The sequence below is a fragment of the Paenibacillus sp. MAH-35 genome (assembly GCF_058135425.1).
The window spans coordinates 35,218-55,498 of the sequence record NZ_JBYUPU010000048.1; the positions used below are offsets into that span (position 1 = coordinate 35,218).

At 54.0% G+C, this 20,281-nt stretch carries 20 protein-coding genes; 9 read left to right on the forward strand and 11 right to left on the reverse strand.

Translation table 11 applies throughout. The features are described from left to right. Positions 1 to 451 precede the first annotated feature (451 nt). A complete protein-coding gene (locus tag AC3Y2E_RS30245) occupies positions 452 to 2,275 on the forward strand; it encodes an EAL domain-containing protein (RefSeq protein WP_379217034.1) in 1,824 nt (607 codons plus the stop codon). A 184-nt stretch (positions 2,276 to 2,459) separates the two neighbouring features. After that, a complete protein-coding gene (locus tag AC3Y2E_RS30250) occupies positions 2,460 to 3,581 on the forward strand; it encodes a phosphodiester glycosidase family protein (protein WP_379217035.1) in 1,122 nt (373 codons plus the stop codon). 131 nt (positions 3,582 to 3,712) lie between these two features. On the opposite strand, the gene AC3Y2E_RS30255 is transcribed toward AC3Y2E_RS30250, so the two are convergent. The 4 genes from AC3Y2E_RS30255 to selD form a co-directional block, all read right to left on the reverse strand. After that, positions 3,713 to 4,120 (reverse strand): YtxH domain-containing protein, encoded by a 408-nt coding sequence (locus AC3Y2E_RS30255; RefSeq protein WP_379217036.1) that lies wholly within the window; start codon positions 4,118 to 4,120, stop codon positions 3,713 to 3,715. Next, positions 4,110 to 4,589 carry a DUF948 domain-containing protein gene (locus tag AC3Y2E_RS30260; RefSeq protein WP_379217037.1) on the reverse strand — a complete coding sequence of 160 codons (480 nt, stop codon included), beginning with the start codon at positions 4,587 to 4,589 and terminating at the stop codon, positions 4,110 to 4,112. Before AC3Y2E_RS30260 ends, AC3Y2E_RS30255 begins: the two co-directional genes overlap by 11 nt. Before the next feature lie 629 nt (positions 4,590 to 5,218). Next, positions 5,219 to 6,250 (reverse strand): tRNA 2-selenouridine(34) synthase MnmH, encoded by a 1,032-nt coding sequence (gene mnmH, locus AC3Y2E_RS30265; protein ID WP_379217051.1) that lies wholly within the window; start codon positions 6,248 to 6,250, stop codon positions 5,219 to 5,221. A gap of 8 nt (positions 6,251 to 6,258) precedes the next feature. After that, entirely contained in the window at positions 6,259 to 7,353 is a 1,095-nt protein-coding gene (gene selD, locus AC3Y2E_RS30270; RefSeq protein ID WP_379217038.1) for a selenide, water dikinase SelD, read from the reverse strand. Positions 7,354 to 7,510: 157 nt separating this feature from the next. Here selD and AC3Y2E_RS30275 point away from each other — a divergent pair, with 157 nt between their 5' ends. Further along, positions 7,511 to 8,161: a bifunctional 4-hydroxy-2-oxoglutarate aldolase/2-dehydro-3-deoxy-phosphogluconate aldolase gene (locus AC3Y2E_RS30275; RefSeq protein ID WP_379217039.1), complete on the forward strand. Its 651-nt coding sequence runs from the start codon at positions 7,511 to 7,513 to the stop codon at positions 8,159 to 8,161. 1,069 nt (positions 8,162 to 9,230) lie between these two features. On the opposite strand, the gene AC3Y2E_RS30280 is transcribed toward AC3Y2E_RS30275, so the two are convergent. Next, positions 9,231 to 9,872 (reverse strand): helix-turn-helix transcriptional regulator, encoded by a 642-nt coding sequence (locus AC3Y2E_RS30280; protein ID WP_379217040.1) that lies wholly within the window; start codon positions 9,870 to 9,872, stop codon positions 9,231 to 9,233. Positions 9,873 to 10,072: 200 nt separating this feature from the next. Here AC3Y2E_RS30280 and AC3Y2E_RS30285 point away from each other — a divergent pair, with 200 nt between their 5' ends. Together AC3Y2E_RS30285 and AC3Y2E_RS30290 are read left to right on the forward strand one after the other, a co-directional pair. Further along, positions 10,073 to 10,240 (forward strand): hypothetical protein, encoded by a 168-nt coding sequence (locus AC3Y2E_RS30285; RefSeq protein ID WP_379217041.1) that lies wholly within the window; start codon positions 10,073 to 10,075, stop codon positions 10,238 to 10,240. A 14-nt stretch (positions 10,241 to 10,254) separates the two neighbouring features. Then, positions 10,255 to 11,028 carry a M55 family metallopeptidase gene (locus AC3Y2E_RS30290; protein ID WP_379217042.1) on the forward strand — a complete coding sequence of 258 codons (774 nt, stop codon included), beginning with the start codon at positions 10,255 to 10,257 and terminating at the stop codon, positions 11,026 to 11,028. A gap of 96 nt (positions 11,029 to 11,124) precedes the next feature. Here the strand turns inward: AC3Y2E_RS30290 and AC3Y2E_RS30295 are convergent, their stop codons facing one another. Next, positions 11,125 to 11,556, reverse strand: coding sequence for a DUF86 domain-containing protein (locus AC3Y2E_RS30295; RefSeq protein WP_379217043.1), 432 nt, complete (start codon positions 11,554 to 11,556; stop codon positions 11,125 to 11,127). A gap of 7 nt (positions 11,557 to 11,563) precedes the next feature. Next, positions 11,564 to 11,701 (reverse strand): hypothetical protein, encoded by a 138-nt coding sequence (locus tag AC3Y2E_RS30300; RefSeq protein WP_190928692.1) that lies wholly within the window; start codon positions 11,699 to 11,701, stop codon positions 11,564 to 11,566. 492 nt (positions 11,702 to 12,193) lie between these two features. On the opposite strand from AC3Y2E_RS30300, the gene AC3Y2E_RS30305 reads away from it, so the two are divergent. After that, positions 12,194 to 12,631: a LytTR family DNA-binding domain-containing protein gene (locus AC3Y2E_RS30305; RefSeq protein WP_190928690.1), complete on the forward strand. Its 438-nt coding sequence runs from the start codon at positions 12,194 to 12,196 to the stop codon at positions 12,629 to 12,631. A 54-nt stretch (positions 12,632 to 12,685) separates the two neighbouring features. On the opposite strand, the gene AC3Y2E_RS30310 is transcribed toward AC3Y2E_RS30305, so the two are convergent. The 3 genes from AC3Y2E_RS30310 to mobA all read right to left on the reverse strand — a co-directional run bounded on the left by AC3Y2E_RS30310 (position 12,686) and on the right by mobA (position 14,929). Beyond that, the gene (locus AC3Y2E_RS30310; protein WP_190928688.1) at positions 12,686 to 12,862 is read right to left on the reverse strand and encodes a hypothetical protein; all 177 of its coding nucleotides are present in this window, start codon (positions 12,860 to 12,862) and stop codon (positions 12,686 to 12,688) included. A gap of 196 nt (positions 12,863 to 13,058) precedes the next feature. After that, complete coding sequence (locus AC3Y2E_RS30315) at positions 13,059 to 13,481, reverse strand: phage holin family protein (RefSeq protein ID WP_379217044.1); 423 nt, start codon at positions 13,479 to 13,481, stop codon at positions 13,059 to 13,061. Between the two features lie 821 nt (positions 13,482 to 14,302). Beyond that, a complete protein-coding gene (mobA, locus tag AC3Y2E_RS30320) occupies positions 14,303 to 14,929 on the reverse strand; it encodes a molybdenum cofactor guanylyltransferase (protein ID WP_379217045.1) in 627 nt (208 codons plus the stop codon). 184 nt (positions 14,930 to 15,113) lie between these two features. Here mobA and AC3Y2E_RS30325 point away from each other — a divergent pair, with 184 nt between their 5' ends. Both AC3Y2E_RS30325 and ilvD read left to right on the forward strand, forming a co-directional pair. Further along, positions 15,114 to 15,839 (forward strand): Crp/Fnr family transcriptional regulator, encoded by a 726-nt coding sequence (locus AC3Y2E_RS30325; RefSeq protein ID WP_190928684.1) that lies wholly within the window; start codon positions 15,114 to 15,116, stop codon positions 15,837 to 15,839. 258 nt (positions 15,840 to 16,097) lie between these two features. Continuing rightward, positions 16,098 to 17,783 carry a dihydroxy-acid dehydratase gene (ilvD, locus tag AC3Y2E_RS30330; protein WP_190928682.1) on the forward strand — a complete coding sequence of 562 codons (1,686 nt, stop codon included), beginning with the start codon at positions 16,098 to 16,100 and terminating at the stop codon, positions 17,781 to 17,783. 479 nt (positions 17,784 to 18,262) lie between these two features. On the opposite strand, the gene AC3Y2E_RS30335 is transcribed toward ilvD, so the two are convergent. Then, entirely contained in the window at positions 18,263 to 18,973 is a 711-nt protein-coding gene (locus AC3Y2E_RS30335) for a MerR family DNA-binding transcriptional regulator (RefSeq protein ID WP_379217046.1), read from the reverse strand. Positions 18,974 to 19,170: 197 nt separating this feature from the next. Between AC3Y2E_RS30335 and AC3Y2E_RS30340 the strand changes: the two genes are divergently transcribed. Continuing rightward, the gene (locus tag AC3Y2E_RS30340) at positions 19,171 to 19,815 is read left to right on the forward strand and encodes a DUF5701 family protein (protein ID WP_379217047.1); all 645 of its coding nucleotides are present in this window, start codon (positions 19,171 to 19,173) and stop codon (positions 19,813 to 19,815) included. Positions 19,816 to 20,281: the final 466 nt, after the last annotated feature.

The window sequence follows — 20,281 nt, forward strand, 5'->3', positions numbered from 1 at the left end:
AACGTTCTTCGCCGCCGGCAAAAACGGATAAACCTTGAGTTTAAGCGATCATTTCGATAGGATAGGGTCAACCGGGTGCTTCCCGGCGCCCATAACCATTATAGTGGAAATTGTTTTATTCGGAAAGGAGAGCTGCCTCCTGACACCTACGAACGAAACGCGGACCCTCTGCCGGAAGCGTTCGCTCCCAAAAAACCGAGCGTTCTCTGTAATCTAAGGGGCACATCAATATTTTTCGACATAAATCGACATATTTTTCAACTCTTTTTTCAATGAAACCCTTACTAGCTTCTTACGGACATGAGTCAGAAAAACCAGCATTAGCAAGCATTTCCTATCTCACTTTACAAATTGCAGCACCTGGACGTGAGACTAATCTCCTATATAGGTTTTGTAACTTTTGTCGTAAAATATATAGACGACATCCATTAAGATTTTCGGAGCTGACGCAATGATGCAAAAAATTCCGGTGACTCGTGACGGCAAAAGAGGCTCAGACATCATCACGATCCCGTCCAGCGATATAGTAAAAATCGATAAGATCCGGAATCGGGATTACGTCGTTCATACGAAAACCGATCAATTCTACCTCGATCTTTCGCTGGAAAGCATCGAAGAATGGCTGTTCGAGGACGGGTTTCGGCTGATTGACACAACCAATGTCGTCAATATGAACCATGTCGTGGAGTACGATTCCAAAAAGGGGACCGTGTATTTCGATCATCGCTCGGCGCAAGAGTCCAAGGTCGCATCTGCCGCAAGGATACATAAAGAACACGTTGAGAATATGATGGAGATGCTCCGGCTCGCCAAACTGAGCAAAGCAGAGGAGGGACTTCGCGACAATTCGTTCGAAGAACGAATGCGGGATATTGCCGAATCGCATGATGACGACCGTTTCGTCCGGTCGTATTCGACGATCCGCGCTGTCGTCGAACGGGAGAAAGCCGAACGAAAGATCCGGCATATGGCGTATCACGACGCTTTGACCGACCTGCCCAATCGTCTTCTGTTTCACGAACGGCTTAACGAGGCGTTTCATCGCTCCGAGAAAACCGGCACCATTCTGGCCGTTCTTTTTATTGATCTGGACCGGATTAAAGTCATCAACGATACGCTCGGTCATCATATCGGCGACGAGCTTCTCAAATATTGGGCGGACAAGCTGAAAGCGAACAAACGGCCCCAGGATACGGTAGCCCGCTTCGGCGGCGACGAATTCATCGTGCTGCTCACCGATATTACGAGCATTAACGAAGTGCTGACGTTCGCCAGCTTCATTCCGCAGCTGTTCAGCGAACCGTTTACTTACGGGGAGCACGATCTGTATGTCACTTCCAGCATCGGTATCAGCGTATACCCGAGCGACGGCACCGACGCGGACACGTTGATCAAAAATGCCGATACCGCGATGTACCGCGCCAAGGAAAAAGGCGGCAACACGTTCCAGCTGTATCGCTCCGAGATGAACATCCGCTCGCTCGAGCGTCTCAATATGGAGATCGATCTTCGCCGGGCGATGGAACGCAGCGAGATTACGGTTTATTACCAGCCGATCGTCGATCTCGGGTCTGGCCGAATCTACGGCATGGAGGCGCTTGTCCGGTGGAAGCATCCGATACGCGGCATGATCTCTCCAGCCGAGTTTATCCCGCTGGCCGAAGAGACCGGATTGATCGTTCCGATCGGCAACTGGGTGCTGAAGGAGGCGTGCCGCCAGAACGGAGAATGGATCGCGCAGGGGCTGCCTCCGCTCGTAGTGGCGGTTAATATTTCGGTTAACCAGTTTCAACAGCCCGGGTTTATCCAGCTGATCAAAGGAACGCTGGAGACGACCGGTCTGGACCCGAAGCTGCTCTGTCTGGAGATTACGGAAAACGTCGCCATGAAAAACGTCAACTACATCGTGGAGACGATCGACAAGCTGCGGGAACTGGGCGTCCGGATCTCGATCGACGATTTCGGCACCGGTTATTCCTCGCTCAGCTACCTGAAACGGTTTCGCGTCCATACGCTGAAGATCGACCAGTCGTTTATCCAGGAGCTGACGACCGATGAGGAAAATGCCGCCATCGTCACGGCGCTCATCGCCATGTCGCACAAGATGAATATTAAGGCGCTCGCCGAAGGCGTAGAGACCAAGGCGCAGCTCGAATTTTTGCGGCGGTACGGTTGCGACGAGATCCAGGGGTACTTGTTCAGCACGCCGTTGCCCGTGTCCGACTTCGAGCATTTGATCCGGGTGAACCGCAACTTGTCCGAGGTTTTACGCTAGAGCCGTCCACTTGCGAATAGTCGCACTTTAGGCGGAGTACGGGACGGGTGAAACTTTTTCCCGTTTCGTTCGTTTAAAGTAACGAATAACTTCGCTGGTACAACGTCAGAACTCCTTGCAGGTTACGAATGCCGCTGTGCAGACGTATCCACTCTGATCTGTACTTCGTGGAAAGGATGCGCGAATGGAAACGAGAAACGCCGCCCGTCCGGCCGCCAGAGGCGCCGCGCCGCTCCCTCCGAGGAGAAAGAAACCGAAACGGCGCAAGATCAACTGGCTTGGACGGTTTATGCTTTCCTTTTTTTTCGCTTCGCTGCTGTTTGGCGGCTGGTTTTTCCTGACTCCTTCCGGAACCCAATTCCGTTATATGATGGCTGACACGCTGATCACGACCCAGCACCGGCATTGGGCCAAATATTTGATCGGCCAGGAAGGGCTGGAGCGTCAAGTCGCCAGCTATACGAAGCAGTTCGATGAAATGTCCGATCTCAAAAGCACGCTGCCGGTCTTCGTCCCGACTCCCGTGGAGCTGGAGCAGCAGGACAAGCCGATCTTCGACATCGAACCGATTGAAGGACCCAAGTTTAAAGGATATTTGGTCAAAGTATACGATCCCAAAAAAATTCGTCTCGCCGTCCCCGAGAAAATCGGCAAAGGCGAAAAAGTATCGAGCATGGTGAAGCGCACCGGTGCCGCTCTCGGTATTAACGCAGGCGGTTTCGTCGATCCGGAATGGAAAGGGAACGGCTTCCAGCCTACGGGCATCGTCATCTCGGGCGGCAAAATCTTCTACAACGACGGCGCTATGAATACGCCGACCTCGATCGTCGGCATCGACAAGAACGGCCGCATGATCGCCGGCAATCACAAGCCTTCGGATATGCTGGCGATGGGCGTTCAGGAGGCCGTGACGTTTAAGCCGCAATTTATCGTCGACGGCAAAGGGCTGATCAAGGACCAGGCTAGCGGCTGGGGGATCGCCCCGAGAACGTGTATGGCGCAAACCGCGGACGGTACGATATTGTTCGCGATTATCGACGGACGGCAAACCCATAGCATCGGCGCAACGCTGTACGACGTGCAGCAAATTTTCCTGGAGCACGGGGCGGTCATCGCCGCCAATCTGGACGGCGGCTCGTCCACCGTGCTGGTCAAGGAAGACGAGATCATTAACAAACCGGCGAGCCCTTACGGCGAACGCTACTTGCCAACCGCCTTCCTCGTCTTCGATCATCCGGAGAAAGCGCAAATCCGCAACGTCTGGGAAGGGCTCGACATCAGCAAGATCGATCCGTCCAAATGGTGATCCAAATGTGGTGGAACGCAGCATGCCGTTCCCCGCACAAAAGGCTGTCCCTCAGGTCCATACTGCGGACCTCGGGGACAGCCTTTTCGGTTATGCCTTCCGCCCCGACGGGGCGGCCTGGGGCAGACTCGTTATTTGATCGTGCTGCGTCCGAGCACTTCGGCGTCGGCCGGCATCATTTCCTCTTCCGCCACGGCGACTTCCTTGCGCGCATCTTTCCACGCTTTCACTTCGTCGGATACGGATTCGACGACTTCCTTCGCCTTTTGTACCCATTCGCCGGTTTGCTCCGATACCTGCTTGGCGATCTCCTGGGTTTTCACCCCGACCGTATCGGCCAATTCTTTCGTCTTCACGCCAACTGTACCGGCCAGCTCTTGCGTTTTCTCGGATACTTTGTGCGCCTGATCGGACAAATCCGCACGAAGCTCCTTGCCGGATTTTGGAGCGAACAGCAGCGCCGTAACAGCTCCAAGCACTCCTCCTACGACTGCACCGATCAAAAAGTCTTTCCCTCTTCCGTTTTGTTCAGACATCATTCCCAACCCTTTCGTTCGGATTTTTGGGCAGTTGTTCGACAGAACGCTTGCGGGATTGCCACTTTCGCCACAATTGCAGACCGAGTGTCGCCCATTCCATCACCTCGGCTACCTGGTTGCGCTCCCGGTTCACCCGATCCCCGGCGCGCCTGACGGAATCGGAGACCGTAGCCGACACCTGCTTGACGGATGCCGACACTTGCGAGACGGATTCCCCTACTTGACCGATGGATCGAAACAAGGTGTCCACAGACTTCATCTTGCCTTGTACATCATCGGTAATCTGTTGGGTCGTGTGCATCAGCTTGACGGTTTCCTGGCTGATCGCGTCTACTTTCGCGTCGATGTGCGCAAGCGTTTCGGTCACTTGTTCCAAGGAAGCTTTCGCAGATATCAAGGTCTTGACTAAAAAATAGACGAGCACGATAAAAGCGGCGGCGATACAAGCTACACTGATTTGAATGATCAAAACGCTACACACCTCCTCTTTATAGCAAGACGCCTCTGGACGAATGCCCAGTTCATACTTCTATTATAAGTCTACCCGGCACCATTTGACACAGTTTCCATGAAAAAAAAGTGAAAATCGTGCGTCTATTTCTAAAAAACACCATAAGGGGGTCTAAAAAATGTTCTTCACACCCAGTGTGATTTTCGCGCGGTTCATGCCAAATTCACACCCAGTGTGATTTTCGCGCGGTTCATGCCAAATTCACACCCAGTGTGATTTTGGCTAGCTTCTTCGTCTTCATGCGGTGGCATCGCTGACGAACCCGGCATTCGTTATCAGAGCCGAATGGAGACGTTTGAATTTGTAACGAACTCTTGGATTGTTATTCCGGCAAATCGGATCGTTTTTTTCCACTTTAGGTTTAATAACGATCCCCGGATTCGTTACGTCTGGAATAACGTCGTTTTTCGGCCATAAGCACGATCCGATTCGTTAGTCATCGGACCTGAGTATACATTCACTACCGCCAAGGAAGGCCCCCCTTCCATTCAGCACGGTAAAGAACTTAAACTTTTACTGGCAGAGCAAAAAAAGACTGCCCTGTCCAGCGGCGGCACACACCGGACATCGGGGCAGTCCTCTCCGCCTTATTCGGACTCGTGAATCTGCTCTTTCACCCGGCGATACGCTTCTTCGAAGGTCGCGGCGCGTATGTGCGTCTTCTGCTCCGGTAGAAGGCCGGCCCCGGCATGCTCGTAGCGGGGATCGTAGTAAGCGGTAAGCAGCAATGCGACGGCGTCGGAGAAGCGGTCCTCGCGGATGCTTCGCTCGATCTCCGCAGCGTCCGGCGTATGAATTCTCCGCTTAATGTGACGGAACGCGTCCAGCACCTCGTCCTTGTGCAGATGCGGCTCGTATTCGCTCACGATATAGCGGACGCGCGCTTCCGGCGGCAGCTCGAGAACGAGCTGCCGTCCGCGGTCTTTCGCCTCGGCAAGAAACGGAGGAAGACATACTTTTCCGATCCGCTTGCTCTCCGCTTCCATCAGAACGTAGGGCGAACTTTTCAACTGCTCCAGCCGGAGCGCCAGCAGCGCCTCGAACGTTTTCTGGTTGTTCGGCTTCACTCCGATTTGCCCGAATATCGATCCCCGGTGACCCGCCATACGCTCGAGATCGATCACCGGGTAGCCTTCCTCCTCCAGCTGCCGCAAGATGGCGGTCTTGGCGCAGCCCGTATTGCCGTTTAATACGACCGCCTTCTGGGTGAACTCGTACGACTCCAGCGTCTCTACGACCCAGCGGCGGAACGCCCGGTATCCTCCGCTCAGCCGGTATACCCGGATATCCATCAGCGACAACAGCGTCGCGGTAGTCCGGCTGCGCATGCCTCCCCTCCAGCAGAAAACCGCTTTCCGGCCGGGAATGGCGGCGAACTCGCGGATAAAGCCGGGCAGCTTGGCGGAGATGATCTCGAGTCCGCGGTCTTTGGCCGCCTGAATGCTGACCTGCTTGTACAGCGTACCGATCTCGGCGCGCTCCTGATCGTCGAAAAACGGGATATTCAGACTGCCCGGAATCGTCGAATCCTCATATTCCTGGGGCGACCGCACGTCCACCAACACCAGCTCACGGCTGGCCTGGAGCTCCAGCAGCCTGTCTATCGTGATGTCTTCCATCGCTGCCGTCAACCTCGCTTTACCTCGCTTCGGGACTCGTCCAGCACCCGGATCGTGCCCGGGTGATCGGCAACGGCCTCGCCGATCGCCGCTGCTTCCACGCCGGCCGCAAGCAGAGCTTCCAGCAGCTGCTCCGCCTCATTTGCCGGCACGGCAATCAGCAAGCCGCCCGAAGTGACGGCATCGGCCAAAATCCATTGCCCGATCTGGTCGATTGAGTCCGCGAACATCACACTGTCCTGGACGTGCGCGAAATTGTTTTTCGTGCCTCCCGGCACGAATCCCGCTTCGGCGAGCTCCCGCACGCGCGGCAGCACCGGCACGTCCGGCCGGTACAGGCGCAAGCCCACGCTGCTTCCCTTGGCCATCTCCATCGCATGTCCGAGCAGTCCGAATCCGGTCACGTCGGTGCAGGCGTTGACGCCGAACGGCTCCATCGTTTCCGCCGCCGTTTTGTTCAGCGTCGTCATCACTTGCGTTACCCGCTTCATCTCGGCTTCTGACAGCTGGTCCTTCTTGATCGATGTCGTCAGGATGCCGACTCCGATCGGCTTCGTCAGCAGCAGCGTGTCACCCGGCTTGGCGCCGGCGTTCGTGCGGATTTTCCCGGGATGAATCGTCCCGGTAACGGCCATGCCGAACTTCGGTTCGTTGTCGTCGATCGAATGACCTCCGACGAGCGTCGCTCCCGCTTCCTTCACCTTGTCCCCGGCTCCGCGGAGAATGTCAGTCAATATCGACTTGTCCAGCTTGTGGATCGGAAAAGCAACGATATTCAGCACGGTCAGTGGCTTGCCGCCCATCGCGTATACGTCGCTGAGCGCGTTAGCCGCGGCAACCTGCCCGAAGTCGTAAGGATCGTCCACGATCGGCGTGAAAAAGTCGACCGTCTGTACGATCGCGAGATCGTCGGTCAGCCGGTATACGCCGGCATCGTCGCTCGTATCGAGACCGACCAGCAGGTCGGCGTTCGGCACGCCCGGAGGCAGGCCGCGCAGCACCTGGGACAGATCGGCGGGGCCGATCTTGCAACCGCAGCCTCCTTTCGAAGACAGCGAGGTTAATTTGATTCGTTCAGCCGCTTGCGCTTGATTGTCACTCATCGGAATCTCCCTTTCGTTCTTGTCGTACAATCGTTCACTAATCCTGAGAGTAGCATACCTTCGCTCCGATGAAAAGGCGGACCGGTTAGACGTCCGGGCACGGCCAAGCTATAATAGACAAATAAGCTACACCATTAAGTTGAAAGAGGGTCTATCGATGGAACGCGAACAGGGGTTGTCCGAAATAAATCGCACGCGCATCATCACGATCATCCGCGGCGTGCGCGAATCCGACGCGGAACGCATTGCCGACGCGCTGCTGGCCGGAGGCGTCACCGTAATGGAGATTACGCTGAACACGCCGGGAGCTCCGGATATGATCCGCCGCCTGCAGCAGTCACACGGCGACCGGATGTATATCGGGGCCGGCACGGTGCTCGATACCGGCGATTTGCAGACGGCGCTTGACGCCGGAGCGTCGTTTATCGTTACGCCGAATACGGACGAAGACGTTATCCGCCGCTGCGCAGAAGCGGGAATCCCGATCTTCCCGGGCGCTATGACGCCGACGGAAATCGTTCGCGCCTGGAAAGCCGGGGCGACCGCCGTGAAAGTATTCCCGAGCGCCAGTCTGGGGCTGGGATACATCAAGGAGCTGCAAGGCCCGCTGAAGCATATTCCGATGATGGCGGTCGGCGGAGTCGATACGGACAATATCGCCGACTTCATCCGCGCCGGCTGCTACGGGGTAGGCATCGGCAGCTACGTAGTCAACCTCCAGGAGATTGCCGCAGGCAACTTCGACTGGGTAACGAGCCGCGCAGCCAGCCTGATCGAGAAAACGGCGCCGTTCGCGGAAGAGAAGTAGAAGTAACCGATCCCCCGCGTTTTCCGGTCCGTGCCTGATCAGAGTGAAAGAATAAAGGGGACAAACCACCCCCGCATAAACCACTCTTGTTCGGTTCTCTCTTGCTCATAAGCGGCGGCACAAGGTTCAATTTGCTGGGATGAACGGCCTGCGGCATGGTGTCCATTTTGAAGAGAAGCGGGCTGTCCGAAAGTCACTTTGCGATTCTAGTGAGCCCCGCTCCAATCCGATCAGCCTTGAGAACAAGGACCTCAGTCCCCACTTTACCGTGGAATCTGAGGTCTTTTCATTTGGAGATCGAGACATTTCCACCATGTCATTCTGATCACCAATAATGGTCTCCTGCACCCTCTATTTTCGGCCTAAGGGAAAACAGAGACGGATAGAAGCGGTTTGCATCCCTTATTTCAACCCACTGAGGGGGTTTGCACCCATTTCGCGGATTTTAGCTGCCCCAAACCGCTCCTATTCCGCGCCCAAGCGGGTTTTCGGACAAAATAAGGGCTACAAACGAGGCTGTCGATTCATTGTGTAGAAGTGTTAGAAAGGCCGTTCCAAGTGAAAAGTTACCTTCTTCTGCTCAGACAGGTTGTCCGGAATCCCTTGATTGAATAAGGATTGTAAGGTAGGGGATTCCAGACAAAACTCGCCAGAAGGTAATCTTTTCCCTTTCCACTTGGTTGTCCACATTGAATCGACAGCCTCGCAAACCACCCTTACTCGGTTCTCCCTTGCCCATGACAAGGACCAGGACCAGGACATAGGATGAAGCTGCAGCCCTCTGTGCCGCCCCTTGTTGAGCTCCTAACTTCCCGCAGCCTTTAAGACAAGCAAAAATGAGGCTGTCCAAAGTCATACTGCGATTCTATGAGCCCGCTCCAATCCGATCAGCCTTGAGAACAAGGAGAAAAAGGACCTCAACCTCCACTTCGCCGTGGAATTTGGGTCCTTTTGTTTGGAATTTGGGCGTTCCCGTGTCATACGAAACTTACTGGGACAGCTCCATTTCCCGTTCGGGCTATTTTCATTAAGAGCCGGCGAATCCGTGACAATTACACTGCTGCATGCGTCAGTCCCGCTCTTCCTTAGGCTCTTTAATGTGATACGTGCATTTGCCCCCGCCCTTGGCCAAACATTCGGTTCGCTCCACCTTCGTATCGAGCAAATCTTCGAACAGCTGCTGCTCGCAGTCGCACGCTTCCTCGTAACGGTTCGCCACCTGGGAGATCGGGCAGTTGAACTCCTTCAGCACGAAGCCGTCGTCCGTCCGCTCCCATTCGACCATATATCCGTTCGCATTCTGGATATCGGCGAGCTTGGCTACGCGCTCCTCCAGAGGTTTGCCTTCCATCCCGGACTCATACTTCATCTGCAGCTTTTCTTTGCGTCTGCCGAACAGCTTGCCGACCCCGCCGCCGTCCGGCCCCCCATCCAGCTCTCCAAGAAGATCCAGCGTCAGCGTGTGATAATTTTTCGGAAACAAGTCTTCCGCCGCCTCGGTCAAACGGTAGATGTTCATCGGCCGGCCCATACTTTGGCGTACGATCCGCGAATCGATATACCCGTCCCGCTCCAGTGTATTCAGATGACGGCGCACGGCCATCTCGGTAATCCCCAGCCGCTTCGCCATCTCGCCTACGCCTAGAGGTCCGCTCGTCTTGAGCATTTTGACGATCGTTTTTCTTGTGGAGGAATCTTGCTCCATGTCCATTTCGTCACACCCCTGGCAATTGCGAATCGTTATCAGTACTTACCGTCATTTTAACGTATTTGCAGACATAAGTAAATTAACAAACAACATTGTTTACTAAATAGGCGGCGCATCCCCGAAAATCGTTTTATTTCCCGCCGGGAGCGTAGAAGCCGAGGTCAGAACCGCTTGTTCCAACAGTAAGTCGGGGGATTTACATTTTGCGGTTGATGGAAGATCCCGATGTGCGTAAAATGATCCGTGAATACGCGGAGCCCATCAAGACGGCTCTTCAACCAAATGGCGCTGCTAAAACGGCATTTCTATCCGGCTGGACCGGAGGGGTGGTGCCGAAAATGCCGTATCTCGTATGGCGGATTCCATACTGAAAAGGAGCGGGAACATGAGATCGTTTTTTATTTTAACGGATTTGGAAGGTCCGGCAGGAGTGGACAGCTTTACCCAGACCCGGCCGGGTGACGGTTATCCCGAGCGGATCGAAGAAGCCAAGAAGCTGTTGGCGCGCGAAGTGAACGCCTGCATCGAAGGGATTCGCCTCGTGTATCCGGATTCGCGCATCGATGTATGGGACGGCCACGGCCCTGGCGGACTACTGGCCGAAGATTTGGTCGGCGGCAACTATTTGCGGGAAGGTCAGCCTTACAAACGTCTGGAGGGCTACGACGCGCTGCTGTTCGTCGGCCAGCATGCGATGGCCGGAACGTATAACGCGCCGCTGAATCATACATACTCCTCGAAGACGGTGGCGTATTACCGGCTTAACGGAGTGCTTATCGGGGAATTCGCGGCTAGAGCGCTGATCGCCGGTGTGCAGGGCGTGCCGACGATCTTCCTCTCCGGGGACGATAAAGCTGCGCTCGAAGCTTGTCTGTTCGTGCCGGAGATCGAGACGGCCGTCGTCAAGCGGGGACTGGGAATCGAAGCGGCCGAGCATCTGGACGGCGCGGAAGCTTGCCATCTCATCCGGGAGAGCGCAGCCGAAGCGGTGCGGCGGCTGGACGAGATTCGTCCGTTTACCGGCATCGCCGGCCCCTATACGCTGGAAATCGGATATTTGGCTCCGCAGTCGAAGGATCGGCAAGGCGAAGGGATCGAGTGGATCAACGACCGCACCGTCCGTATCAACCGGGACGACGTTCGGGATTTGCCGTTGTAACCGGCATGGCAGCACGCACGCTGGACCACGCGGCGGCATGCAAAAACGGGCCCATTTCTGCAGGGCCCGTTTCTTTATACACTTCCCTATCCCGCGTCAAGCCAGCTCTTTGGCAATAAACGCTTTCACCGATTCGCCGAACGGCTGCAAAATGCCTGGCAGCTGGCGCACCAGCGGGTGCAGGCTGTCCCGTTTCAGGCTGACGTACTCCTGCACGAGCGGCTTTCTCAGCTTCACCAGCTCGTAGAGAGGCTCGAACTGCCGCTCTCCGAATACACCCTCCACACGCAGGATGTCGATAATATCCTCGTAGCTGCTCGCATCCCGCATCAAAAAACCGTCGATCAGCAGGCTGCCGACATCCGTAACCAGCTCGACCGCCAGATGCAGCAGACGCTCCTGGGCTAGCGCCAGAATCTGATCCGGGCTCTCCTCCTGCCACAACGCTCCGATCCGCTCGGCCGCTTCCGCAAGCGACGGAATAATCGCCAGTCTTTCTTCGATTTGCTCGTGATTTACGTAATACATGGCTCTCCTACTTTCCGCTCCGTTTACGTTTGTTCCATTTGGCCCATATAATGGTTACGACGAAAGTAAGCGCGACGACGAGCACGACAAACGACGCTTCGCCGACGTCCTTCATTTCCACTTTCGCTTCCAACAGCATATTCAAGTTTGTCACCTTCCCACGGGTTGAACCTTCCGCTCCCGCTGACAGGCAAAAGCGGTATGTCCCTATCAGTTTAGCTCCGACGATTCGCACCGTCAAGAAAACCGCATAACCGCCATAAAAGCGCCATTTTCGGCACGGCTCCGTATACCGCGCGCCCCGGAGTTATGGTAATATGAGGAAGTGTTATCCTAAATTCTCCTTTTTAACTAGCAAATATACCTTTTTCAACAAATATCGTGTATAGTAATAGTGTAAACTTTTCATATAGCTGGATGATCAGGAAGCGAGGATTGGAAGTTGACTGGAGTTTGGGTACTGCTTGGACTGTTGACTGCAGCCATTATCGGTATATTCATTTATGCGCTGAATAAAGGCTATTCCCGGAAATGGGACGATGAAGAAGAGCAATCTTGACATTCATGTCGTACATATCGCCATATACGGCTGCCTGCGACCTAGAACAGGAAAGAAACTGTTACGGAGGAAAAAGCGATGGAAATCCCCGTCCTTAGGAAAAAAAATGAACATGAAACCGAGCTCTATCTGCTGAATCTGAACGACGTGCTGTATATCAATATCGAGAAGCGCAACATCGTGTACCATACGGCCGAGGAGAAATATTATCATCTTTCTACCCTTTCCGAGCTATACGACCACTTTTTCGACCGCGGATTCGATCTGCTCGACAAAACGAATCTGGTCAATCTGAACAAAATCAAAAAGATGGATGGCAAGCAGGGTAAAATTTACTTCGAGGAAAATCCGTCCGACGACAGCAAATACGCCACTGTTGCCTTTATTAAACAAAAGCTGTTCCAGAACGTGATCTCCCGGGCGATCGCCAACAATACGAATACCAGTCTCGAATATACCTCCAAGCCGGCTGGCAGCGAAGGGTTCCGCATGATGGCCCGCACGTCGGAAGAGTAGACTTCATATATAGCTTTCCCTGCAAAAAAAGAACCATTCCTAGGAACGGTTCTTTTAGTTGCTTTCCGCGATCGGCAGTGTTACGGACAACATTCCTACCGGTTGCGAGTTTTCCTTGACGATTTCCAGTTGCTTGAAACACCGGCTCAACACGACCAGCTTCTCTTCCGCTTCGTTTTTGGTGAGGGGCGAGCCGAGCTTTTTCCCTTTATAGCTTATGTAGTATGGCATAGGTGGTTGGCCTCCTTTTCAGCTTCACCTGCGTAAGTTCCAAACGTCTCCCTATATTCTATACGTGAAAAAACAAAAAAATGTTACGGTAGGACAATAAATTCTCCCCTTTCCTCCCGGCGGTCAAATCGGCTTTATTCTTTAAACATACCTCAATACCTGCCCATTCAGCGAAATTGCAGGACAGAGGAGACCCTTATTTCGGATCTTCCTCTTTCTCTATACCCTTTTCCCTTAGCACTTGAATCAGCTTGCGAAGCCGGCCCGGCAGCGGGAAACCGAGCTTGCCGCAATTTTCCGTAATCGAGAGCAGTTCATTCGAGATATAGAAGTACATGAACCCGACCTTGAACAGGTCGGTGCCGAGCAGCAGGTCGAACCGGTGGCCCACCGTAACGATGATAAGCATCAGCCCTTTTTTCCATATCCCCCAGAAGCCTTTCGTACTGCATAACCCTTCGCCCGACTTGATCGAAGCGGCGACGCCGGTAACGTAATCCAGCGCGATCAGCAGCAAGAATACGTTGACCAGTTCGCTCCATCCGCCGAACATATAAGTAACGGCAGCTCCCACTATCCCTACTGTCGCATTGATCGAAGCTTGCATCGGTCCCTGCATAGCTGCCCCCTCCCTTTTCTAGCATTTTATGCGAAGCTGCTAGAAAGGTGACAAGCCGTCCGTGAATTGTGCTTCTTGCCCTGTTTCGGCTCGTTTTTCGGGCGGAACAAAAACTCTAACGGACACAGCGGCCGTTTTTGCGGTGAATTTCGATCCATTTGATTTCTAACGGACATAGAGAGACTGTCGATTCATTGTGTAGAAGTGTTAGCAGGCCGTTCCAAGTGAAAAGTTACCTTCTTCTGCTCAGACAGGTTGTCCGGAATCCCTTGATTGAATAAGGATTGTAAGGTAGGGGATTCCAGACAAAACTCGCCAGAAGGTAATCTTTTCCCTTTCCACTTGGTTGTCCACATTGAATCGACAGCCTCATAGATGCAACTATTTGATGAGAGGTGTCACTTTTGGAGGTGGTTTGGAGTAAATAAGCGCTGTGATGACCGTTACATTTTCAAAAACAGTTTTTTTAGCGAAATAGCCTCCACCATGTCCGTTAGAGCATTCCGCACCGCGCGCGACTCCCGGCGCGCGGTGCCCGACACACGTCGGCTGTCCAACCTCGTGGTTTAGTTTACTCTGAAGATCGTAACATTCCGCTCTTCTAAGAAAAGCTTCTAAACGGAACCTTTTCCACGATGAATAATCCTGCGCTAGAGGCAGCCTTTCTGGTACAGAAACTCGCAGTTCGCTTGTATTATCGAAGTTTTGAAGCATTACCGCATTAGCAAACATAAACTTTCTGGCAAAAACAAATAGCCCGCCTTTCGGCGAGCTTAGTCAGAACCTGCGTCATTATTCCGTCTGCCTTGGCGAAACCGCTCTCATCTCCCGTTATTCGTATCGGGCAGGGACCGCTCGCTTAGCAGAACCTCGCTCCATTCTTCCGGGGTATTCGTATTGACGGCGAATTTCGTGCCGATGCCCCTTCCCTCAAACTCGAAATCGTGCACCGGCTCCCAGCGGACCCGTTCGAGCAGGCCGGTTACCCGGTAAGCTTCCTCGGCCAGAAGCGCGGCCGCCTGTTCGGCGCATCTGCGGTTGTATACGGCATGCAGCGGCTGAAGCCGCCCGTCGACATGAGGGATGGCCGCATCCGCCTCGGCCAGCTGAAGCCTTTCCAGCAGCAGACCCGCCGCCTCCGGACTGACATACGGCATATCGCAGCCGACGATCCATACGTTATCGTTGCGGGTAAGGGACAAGGCTGCGTGGATTCCCCCGAGCGGCCCCTTGCCGGGATAAAAATCGGTAATGATGCGGACGCTGCGGTCTACAACAGGCAGAAACCGCTTCGGATCGTTGGTCACGACAATCAGTTCCGGACAAATGGTGCTCATGGCTGCGATTTGCCGTTCGATCAGCGTTTGCCCGCCGAGATCCAGCAGCGCTTTGTGTTTTCCGCCCATTCTGCGATTTTCCCCGCCGGCCAAAATGACACCGGTCAACATGGGCGCTCCTCCTTTCGCTTCCGAAATTGTGTATCCGGTCTCATTATACGACGGGAGGATCGCTCCGGACTGTTACATCGGTCACACTTCGGACGAACTATAGTGACGTACGTCACAACACAAAAGGGCGGATTCGAGTATAATAACGATAGAAGCATGACTGGAACTGGGAGGGGTTGACCTCATGGATACGAATCGCTCGACCGAATACGCCGGCTCCAACGCCGTCAATAGCTCCTGCTTTTCACCGGAGAGCATGGACAAATTAAAAAGCATTATGTATGAACTAAAAGTGGAAGCAGGCTCTTGCGTGTATTGGGAAGGAGACCTTGCCGACAAACTTTATTATATCAAGAAAGGCAAAGTCAAATGCACGAAAACGAACGAGGACGGCAAAGAATTCGTGCTGTATTTGTTCCGCGAGGGCGATTTTATGGGACAGCTCGACCCGTATTCCGATTCGCGCCAATCGTTTACCGCCAATGCGACCGAGTCTTGCCTGATCGGCGTCATCCAGAAGTCGGACCTGGAAGCTTTGCTGTGGCAGCAGGGGGATCTGGCGCTGGAGTTTATGAAATGGATGGGCCTCATGCACCGGACGACCCAGACGAAATTCCGCGATCTGATGCTGTACGGCAAACCCGGCGCTTTATGCTCGACGATGATCCGGCTCGCCAATACGTTCGGCAAAATGACACCGGAAGGCATCCTGATCACCGAGAAAATGACCAACACCGACTTGGCCGACTATATCGGCGCCGCGCGGGAAAGCGTCAACCGGATGCTCGGCGACTGGAAGCGCGAAGGTATTATCGATCAGCGGGACGGGCATCTGCTTATCAAAAATTTGGCTCACCTGCAGGATCTGTGTCATTGCGAGTTATGCCCGAAAGACATCTGCCGTCTGTAATCTACCGTCTCTGCGAGTCTAGCGGCACGTCATGGAACGTACTTGCGGCATCTAATTTTTGCCTGTCCGCTGCGCCCAACACCGCCCGTTTCATCGTGCCGATGCGACGAAGCGGTTTTTTTTGCATGCGCTGGACAAATAAAGTGTGACGCGGGTAGAGCAATCTTCTTGTTTTTTTGTTAAAATAGTAGTCAGGTAATTATTCGGACGCTCTCATGCCGAACTACTTCCATGTATGAATCAAGGAGGATCACTGCAATGTCCAAGCCAAAAATGAGATCGGACATGATCAAAAAAGGATTCGACCGCGCTCCGCACCGCAGTTTGCTGCGTGCAGCCGGCGTCAAAGAAGAAGATTTTAACAAACCGTTTATCGCGGTGTGCAACTCGTACATCGACATCGTTCCAGGTCATGTCCACCTGCAGGAATTCGGTAAAATCGTCAAAGAAGCGATTCGCGAAGCAGGCGGCGTTCCGTTCGAATTTAATACGATCGGCGTCGACGACGGTATCGCCATGGGTCATATCGGGATGCGCTACTCGCTGCCAAGCCGCGAGATTATCGCCGATTCGCTGGAAACGGTCGTCTCCGCGCACTGGTTCGACGGCATGGTCTGTATCCCGAACTGCGACAAAATTACGCCGGGCATGATGATGGGCGCGCTTCGCGTGAACATCCCGACCGTATTCGTCAGCGGCGGACCGATGAAAGCCGGTAAAACAAGCGACGGACGCTCGATCTCGCTGTCTTCCGTATTCGAAGGCGTCGGCGCTTACCAGGCCGGCAAGATCGACGAGAAAGGACTGCAGGAGCTGGAGCAATACGGCTGCCCGACTTGCGGTTCCTGCTCCGGTATGTTCACGGCCAACTCGATGAACTGTCTGGCCGAAGGCCTTGGCCTCGCCCTTCCGGGCAACGGTACGATTCTGGCAGTCGCCGAGGAGCGTAAAGAATTCGTCAAGCGTTCCGCTAAACAGCTGATGGAACTGATCGAAAAAGATATCAAACCTCGCGATATCGTTACCATCGAAGCGATCGACAATGCATTCGCGCTTGATATGGCGATGGGCGGTTCGACGAACACCGTTCTTCATACGCTGGCGCTTGCCCATGAAGCCGGCTTCGAATACCCAATCGAGCGGATCAATGAAGTCGCATCGCGCGTTCCGCACTTGGCGAAAATTGCTCCGGCGTCCGACTACCATATCGAGGACGTTCACAATGCGGGCGGCGTCAGCGCCATCTTGAACGAACTGTTCAAAAAGCCGGGCGCCCTGAACGGCGACCGGATTACCGTCACCGGCAAAACGCTGCGCGAAAACGTGGCCGGCTGCGACATTCTCGATACCGACGTCATCCATACGATCGACAACCCGCACAGCGAGCAAGGCGGTCTGGCCGTGTTGTTCGGCAATCTCGCTCCAAACGGCTCGATCATCAAAGTCGGCGCTGTCGACAAATCGGTAGGCGGACGTCACGTCGGACCGGCGATCTGCTTCGATTCGCAGGAAGATGCGCTGTCCGGGATCGCTAACGGCAAAGTGAAAGAAGGCCATGTCGTCGTGATTCGCTACGAAGGACCGAAAGGCGGCCCCGGCATGCCGGAAATGCTCGCTCCGACGTCGCAAATCGTCGGCATGGGTCTCGGCGCCAAAGTCGGCCTGATCACCGACGGCCGTTTCTCCGGCGCTTCCCGCGGCATCAGCATCGGCCACATCTCGCCGGAAGCCGCTGAAGGCGGACCGATCGCCTTCGTCGAGGACGGCGACATCATCGAGCTCGATCTCGTCAACCGCAAAATCGAGCTGCAGATCAGCGACGAGGAAATGGAACGCCGCAAAGCCAACTGGAAAGGCTTTGAGCCGAAGGTCAAAACCGGCTACCTGGCGCGTTATTCCAAGCTCGTTACTTCCGCCAGCACTGGCGGGGTTATGAAGGTTTAATAACCAATTTTTCGCAAGAAAAAGGACCGCAACTCCACTTCACTGTGGAAGTTGTGGTCCTTTTATTTTGGAAATTGGGAAGTCCCCCTGTCTGGCGAACATTTTTGAGAAAGCCCCTTCTATGACGAGTAATCCCAAACGTTTATGCGTGGGAGGGAATGGGGGGCAACTTCGCTCCAGGTCTAGATCTGGCACAGGATAAGAGTCTTTGGCACCCGCTATTCTCGGCATATGGGGACGGCAGAGGCAAATAGAGGCGGTTTGCACCCCTTATTTCAACCAACTGTCCGGGTCCGCTCCATTTTGGCAGGTATTAGCTGCTCCGAACCGCTCTTATCTCCCCATCCATGCGGGTTTAGACAAAATACGAGCTGCAAACCACTCTTATCCGGTTCCTCCCTTTTAGGAAACGGGGACGCTTCATGTCACGTGAACACTTTTGGGACAATGCGTGTGCACACCCTTCCAGCGGCTCCCGATCACTTCATCAGGCTTAACAACCGGCACAACTTGCCGAAAAAAAACATACCCCGGAATTGTTCTTCGCTCATGCGGTCCAGATACGCCAAAGACTTACCGGCAATCTCACGAGCACCTTCCAGATCGTTTGGGTCCAGCCGGGCGATCGCTTGTTTCAGGCTGACCAGCTCCGGCGAATAAATAGCGTTGCGCAAGGCGCCAAGCAGCGTTATTTTGCGTAATTGAGAGCGGCCGAATATTCGATAGCCGTTATACGGATCGCGTGACGATGCAATCAGTCCCTCCTTCTCCCAATAACGGATCGCCGAGCCGGCAATTGAGGTTGCCGCAGATACCTCGCCGATCCTCATCCGCTCCTGCACCTCATTCGCTTCTTCCGCCTCGTTACGCTCCTGATCCTCCAGCTTCTGAAGGTTTCTCCCGGCCTGCTGCTTATCGTGATGAAGCTGGGCTTGACTGACCGTTATACACCACCGCGCAGAGCTTGCATCGCGGAGCTGAACATGTTTTACGACTTCGGAAGCAACCTCCATGCCAAACCCCGGCGACATCGCTTGCAGACATTCGAAATAAGCCAAGTGTTCCTCCGTATACATCCGGTGACCACCCGCAGAGCGCAAGGCAGGCGGAACAAGTCCCTTCGCCTCGTAATTTCTCAATGCGCTTGTACTTAGATTTAATTTCTCCGCAATATCGATCGGTCTCATCATCCCGCGGCACGCTCCCCGTTCGACAAAGATTGAAGTCGCTTGCAAGTTTTCAATTTACCATCCCCTGTATAACAGAATCAAATAACCTGGAACTTACAATTAGCATCCATGTTATACAATAGAGAAGTGAAGTGTCAAAAAGATGTATCAAAAGGAGCACATTACCCAAATAATGCTCAATAAGGAGGCCATCCTTCATGCCGGAAACAGAGTTCGAACGACAGGTCCGCAACCTCATAAACAAAGGCTACCCGGGCATCGCCGGGTTAAGCGATGACGAGTTCCGGAAGCAGCTGGAGCCTCTACAGGAACGTCTTCCTCATCTCGAGTACATCGAAGCCGGGTCCCCGCACAGCAGCATTCCGTTCGTCATCGTCATCCGTAACGATTGGGTCGACAGCGAGAAGGCGATTCAGCTTGTGCAGCGCCAAGGCAAATCCGGGTTCAGCGTTTTGGATTTGGACGATATTAACCGTTTTAAGCCGATTGAAGATATTCGGCTTCCTTCCGGTTCGGCGTACCTGATCGTCGATATCGATACCGGCCGGGAAACGCTTAATGCCACCCCGAATGATGCGATCCAAACGATTACCGGGCAAAACCGCTCCCCGCTCACCTTGGAGGAAGGCATCGCGCTGATTACCCATTACCCGGATGTGCTGATGAAAAATAACGGCTTCTCGCTGCTGGGCTCCCGGGGCAGCGACCGCAGAGTCACGGCTCTCTGGATCAGCGGCGGCAAACCGAAGCTCGGCTGGTGCTGGGCCGGCAATCCGCATACGTGGCTCGGCTCCGCTTCGTGCCGCTATCGGGCGGGAGCGGAGAGCGGCGGGCAGGCTTGATGATATGATGATCCATGGTCCAGGTCGGGTTTTAAGTTCGCTAAGATCAGCCAAAACGAGACCTTTACCGAGGGTGAATGCCCCCTGCGAAATGAGACCGTTTTTCTGCAAGTAAAGCGAGTTCAGCCTTTCACAAACATGTACGTACTGACTCGAAACCAAATAAATGGCTTTTGCATCCGCTATTTTCGGCATATTTGAAAGTCAGGGACGAATAAAGGCGTTTTGCACTCCTTATTTCAACCTTTTTGCTAAGTCGGTCCTCTTTTCGCGGATATTAAGAGCTTCAAACCGCTCGTATTCCCCGCCCCAACCGGGTTTCTGAGGAAATAGAGGGTACAAACGGGACTTTCCTAGTTAGTGTAGTATAAAAGCCGAAATCCATTGCTACAGAAGGGATTTCGGCTTCCATTTTGTATTACCTACGAAAGCATGCGGTATTGACCCAGCTCCAGCTTCTCAAACA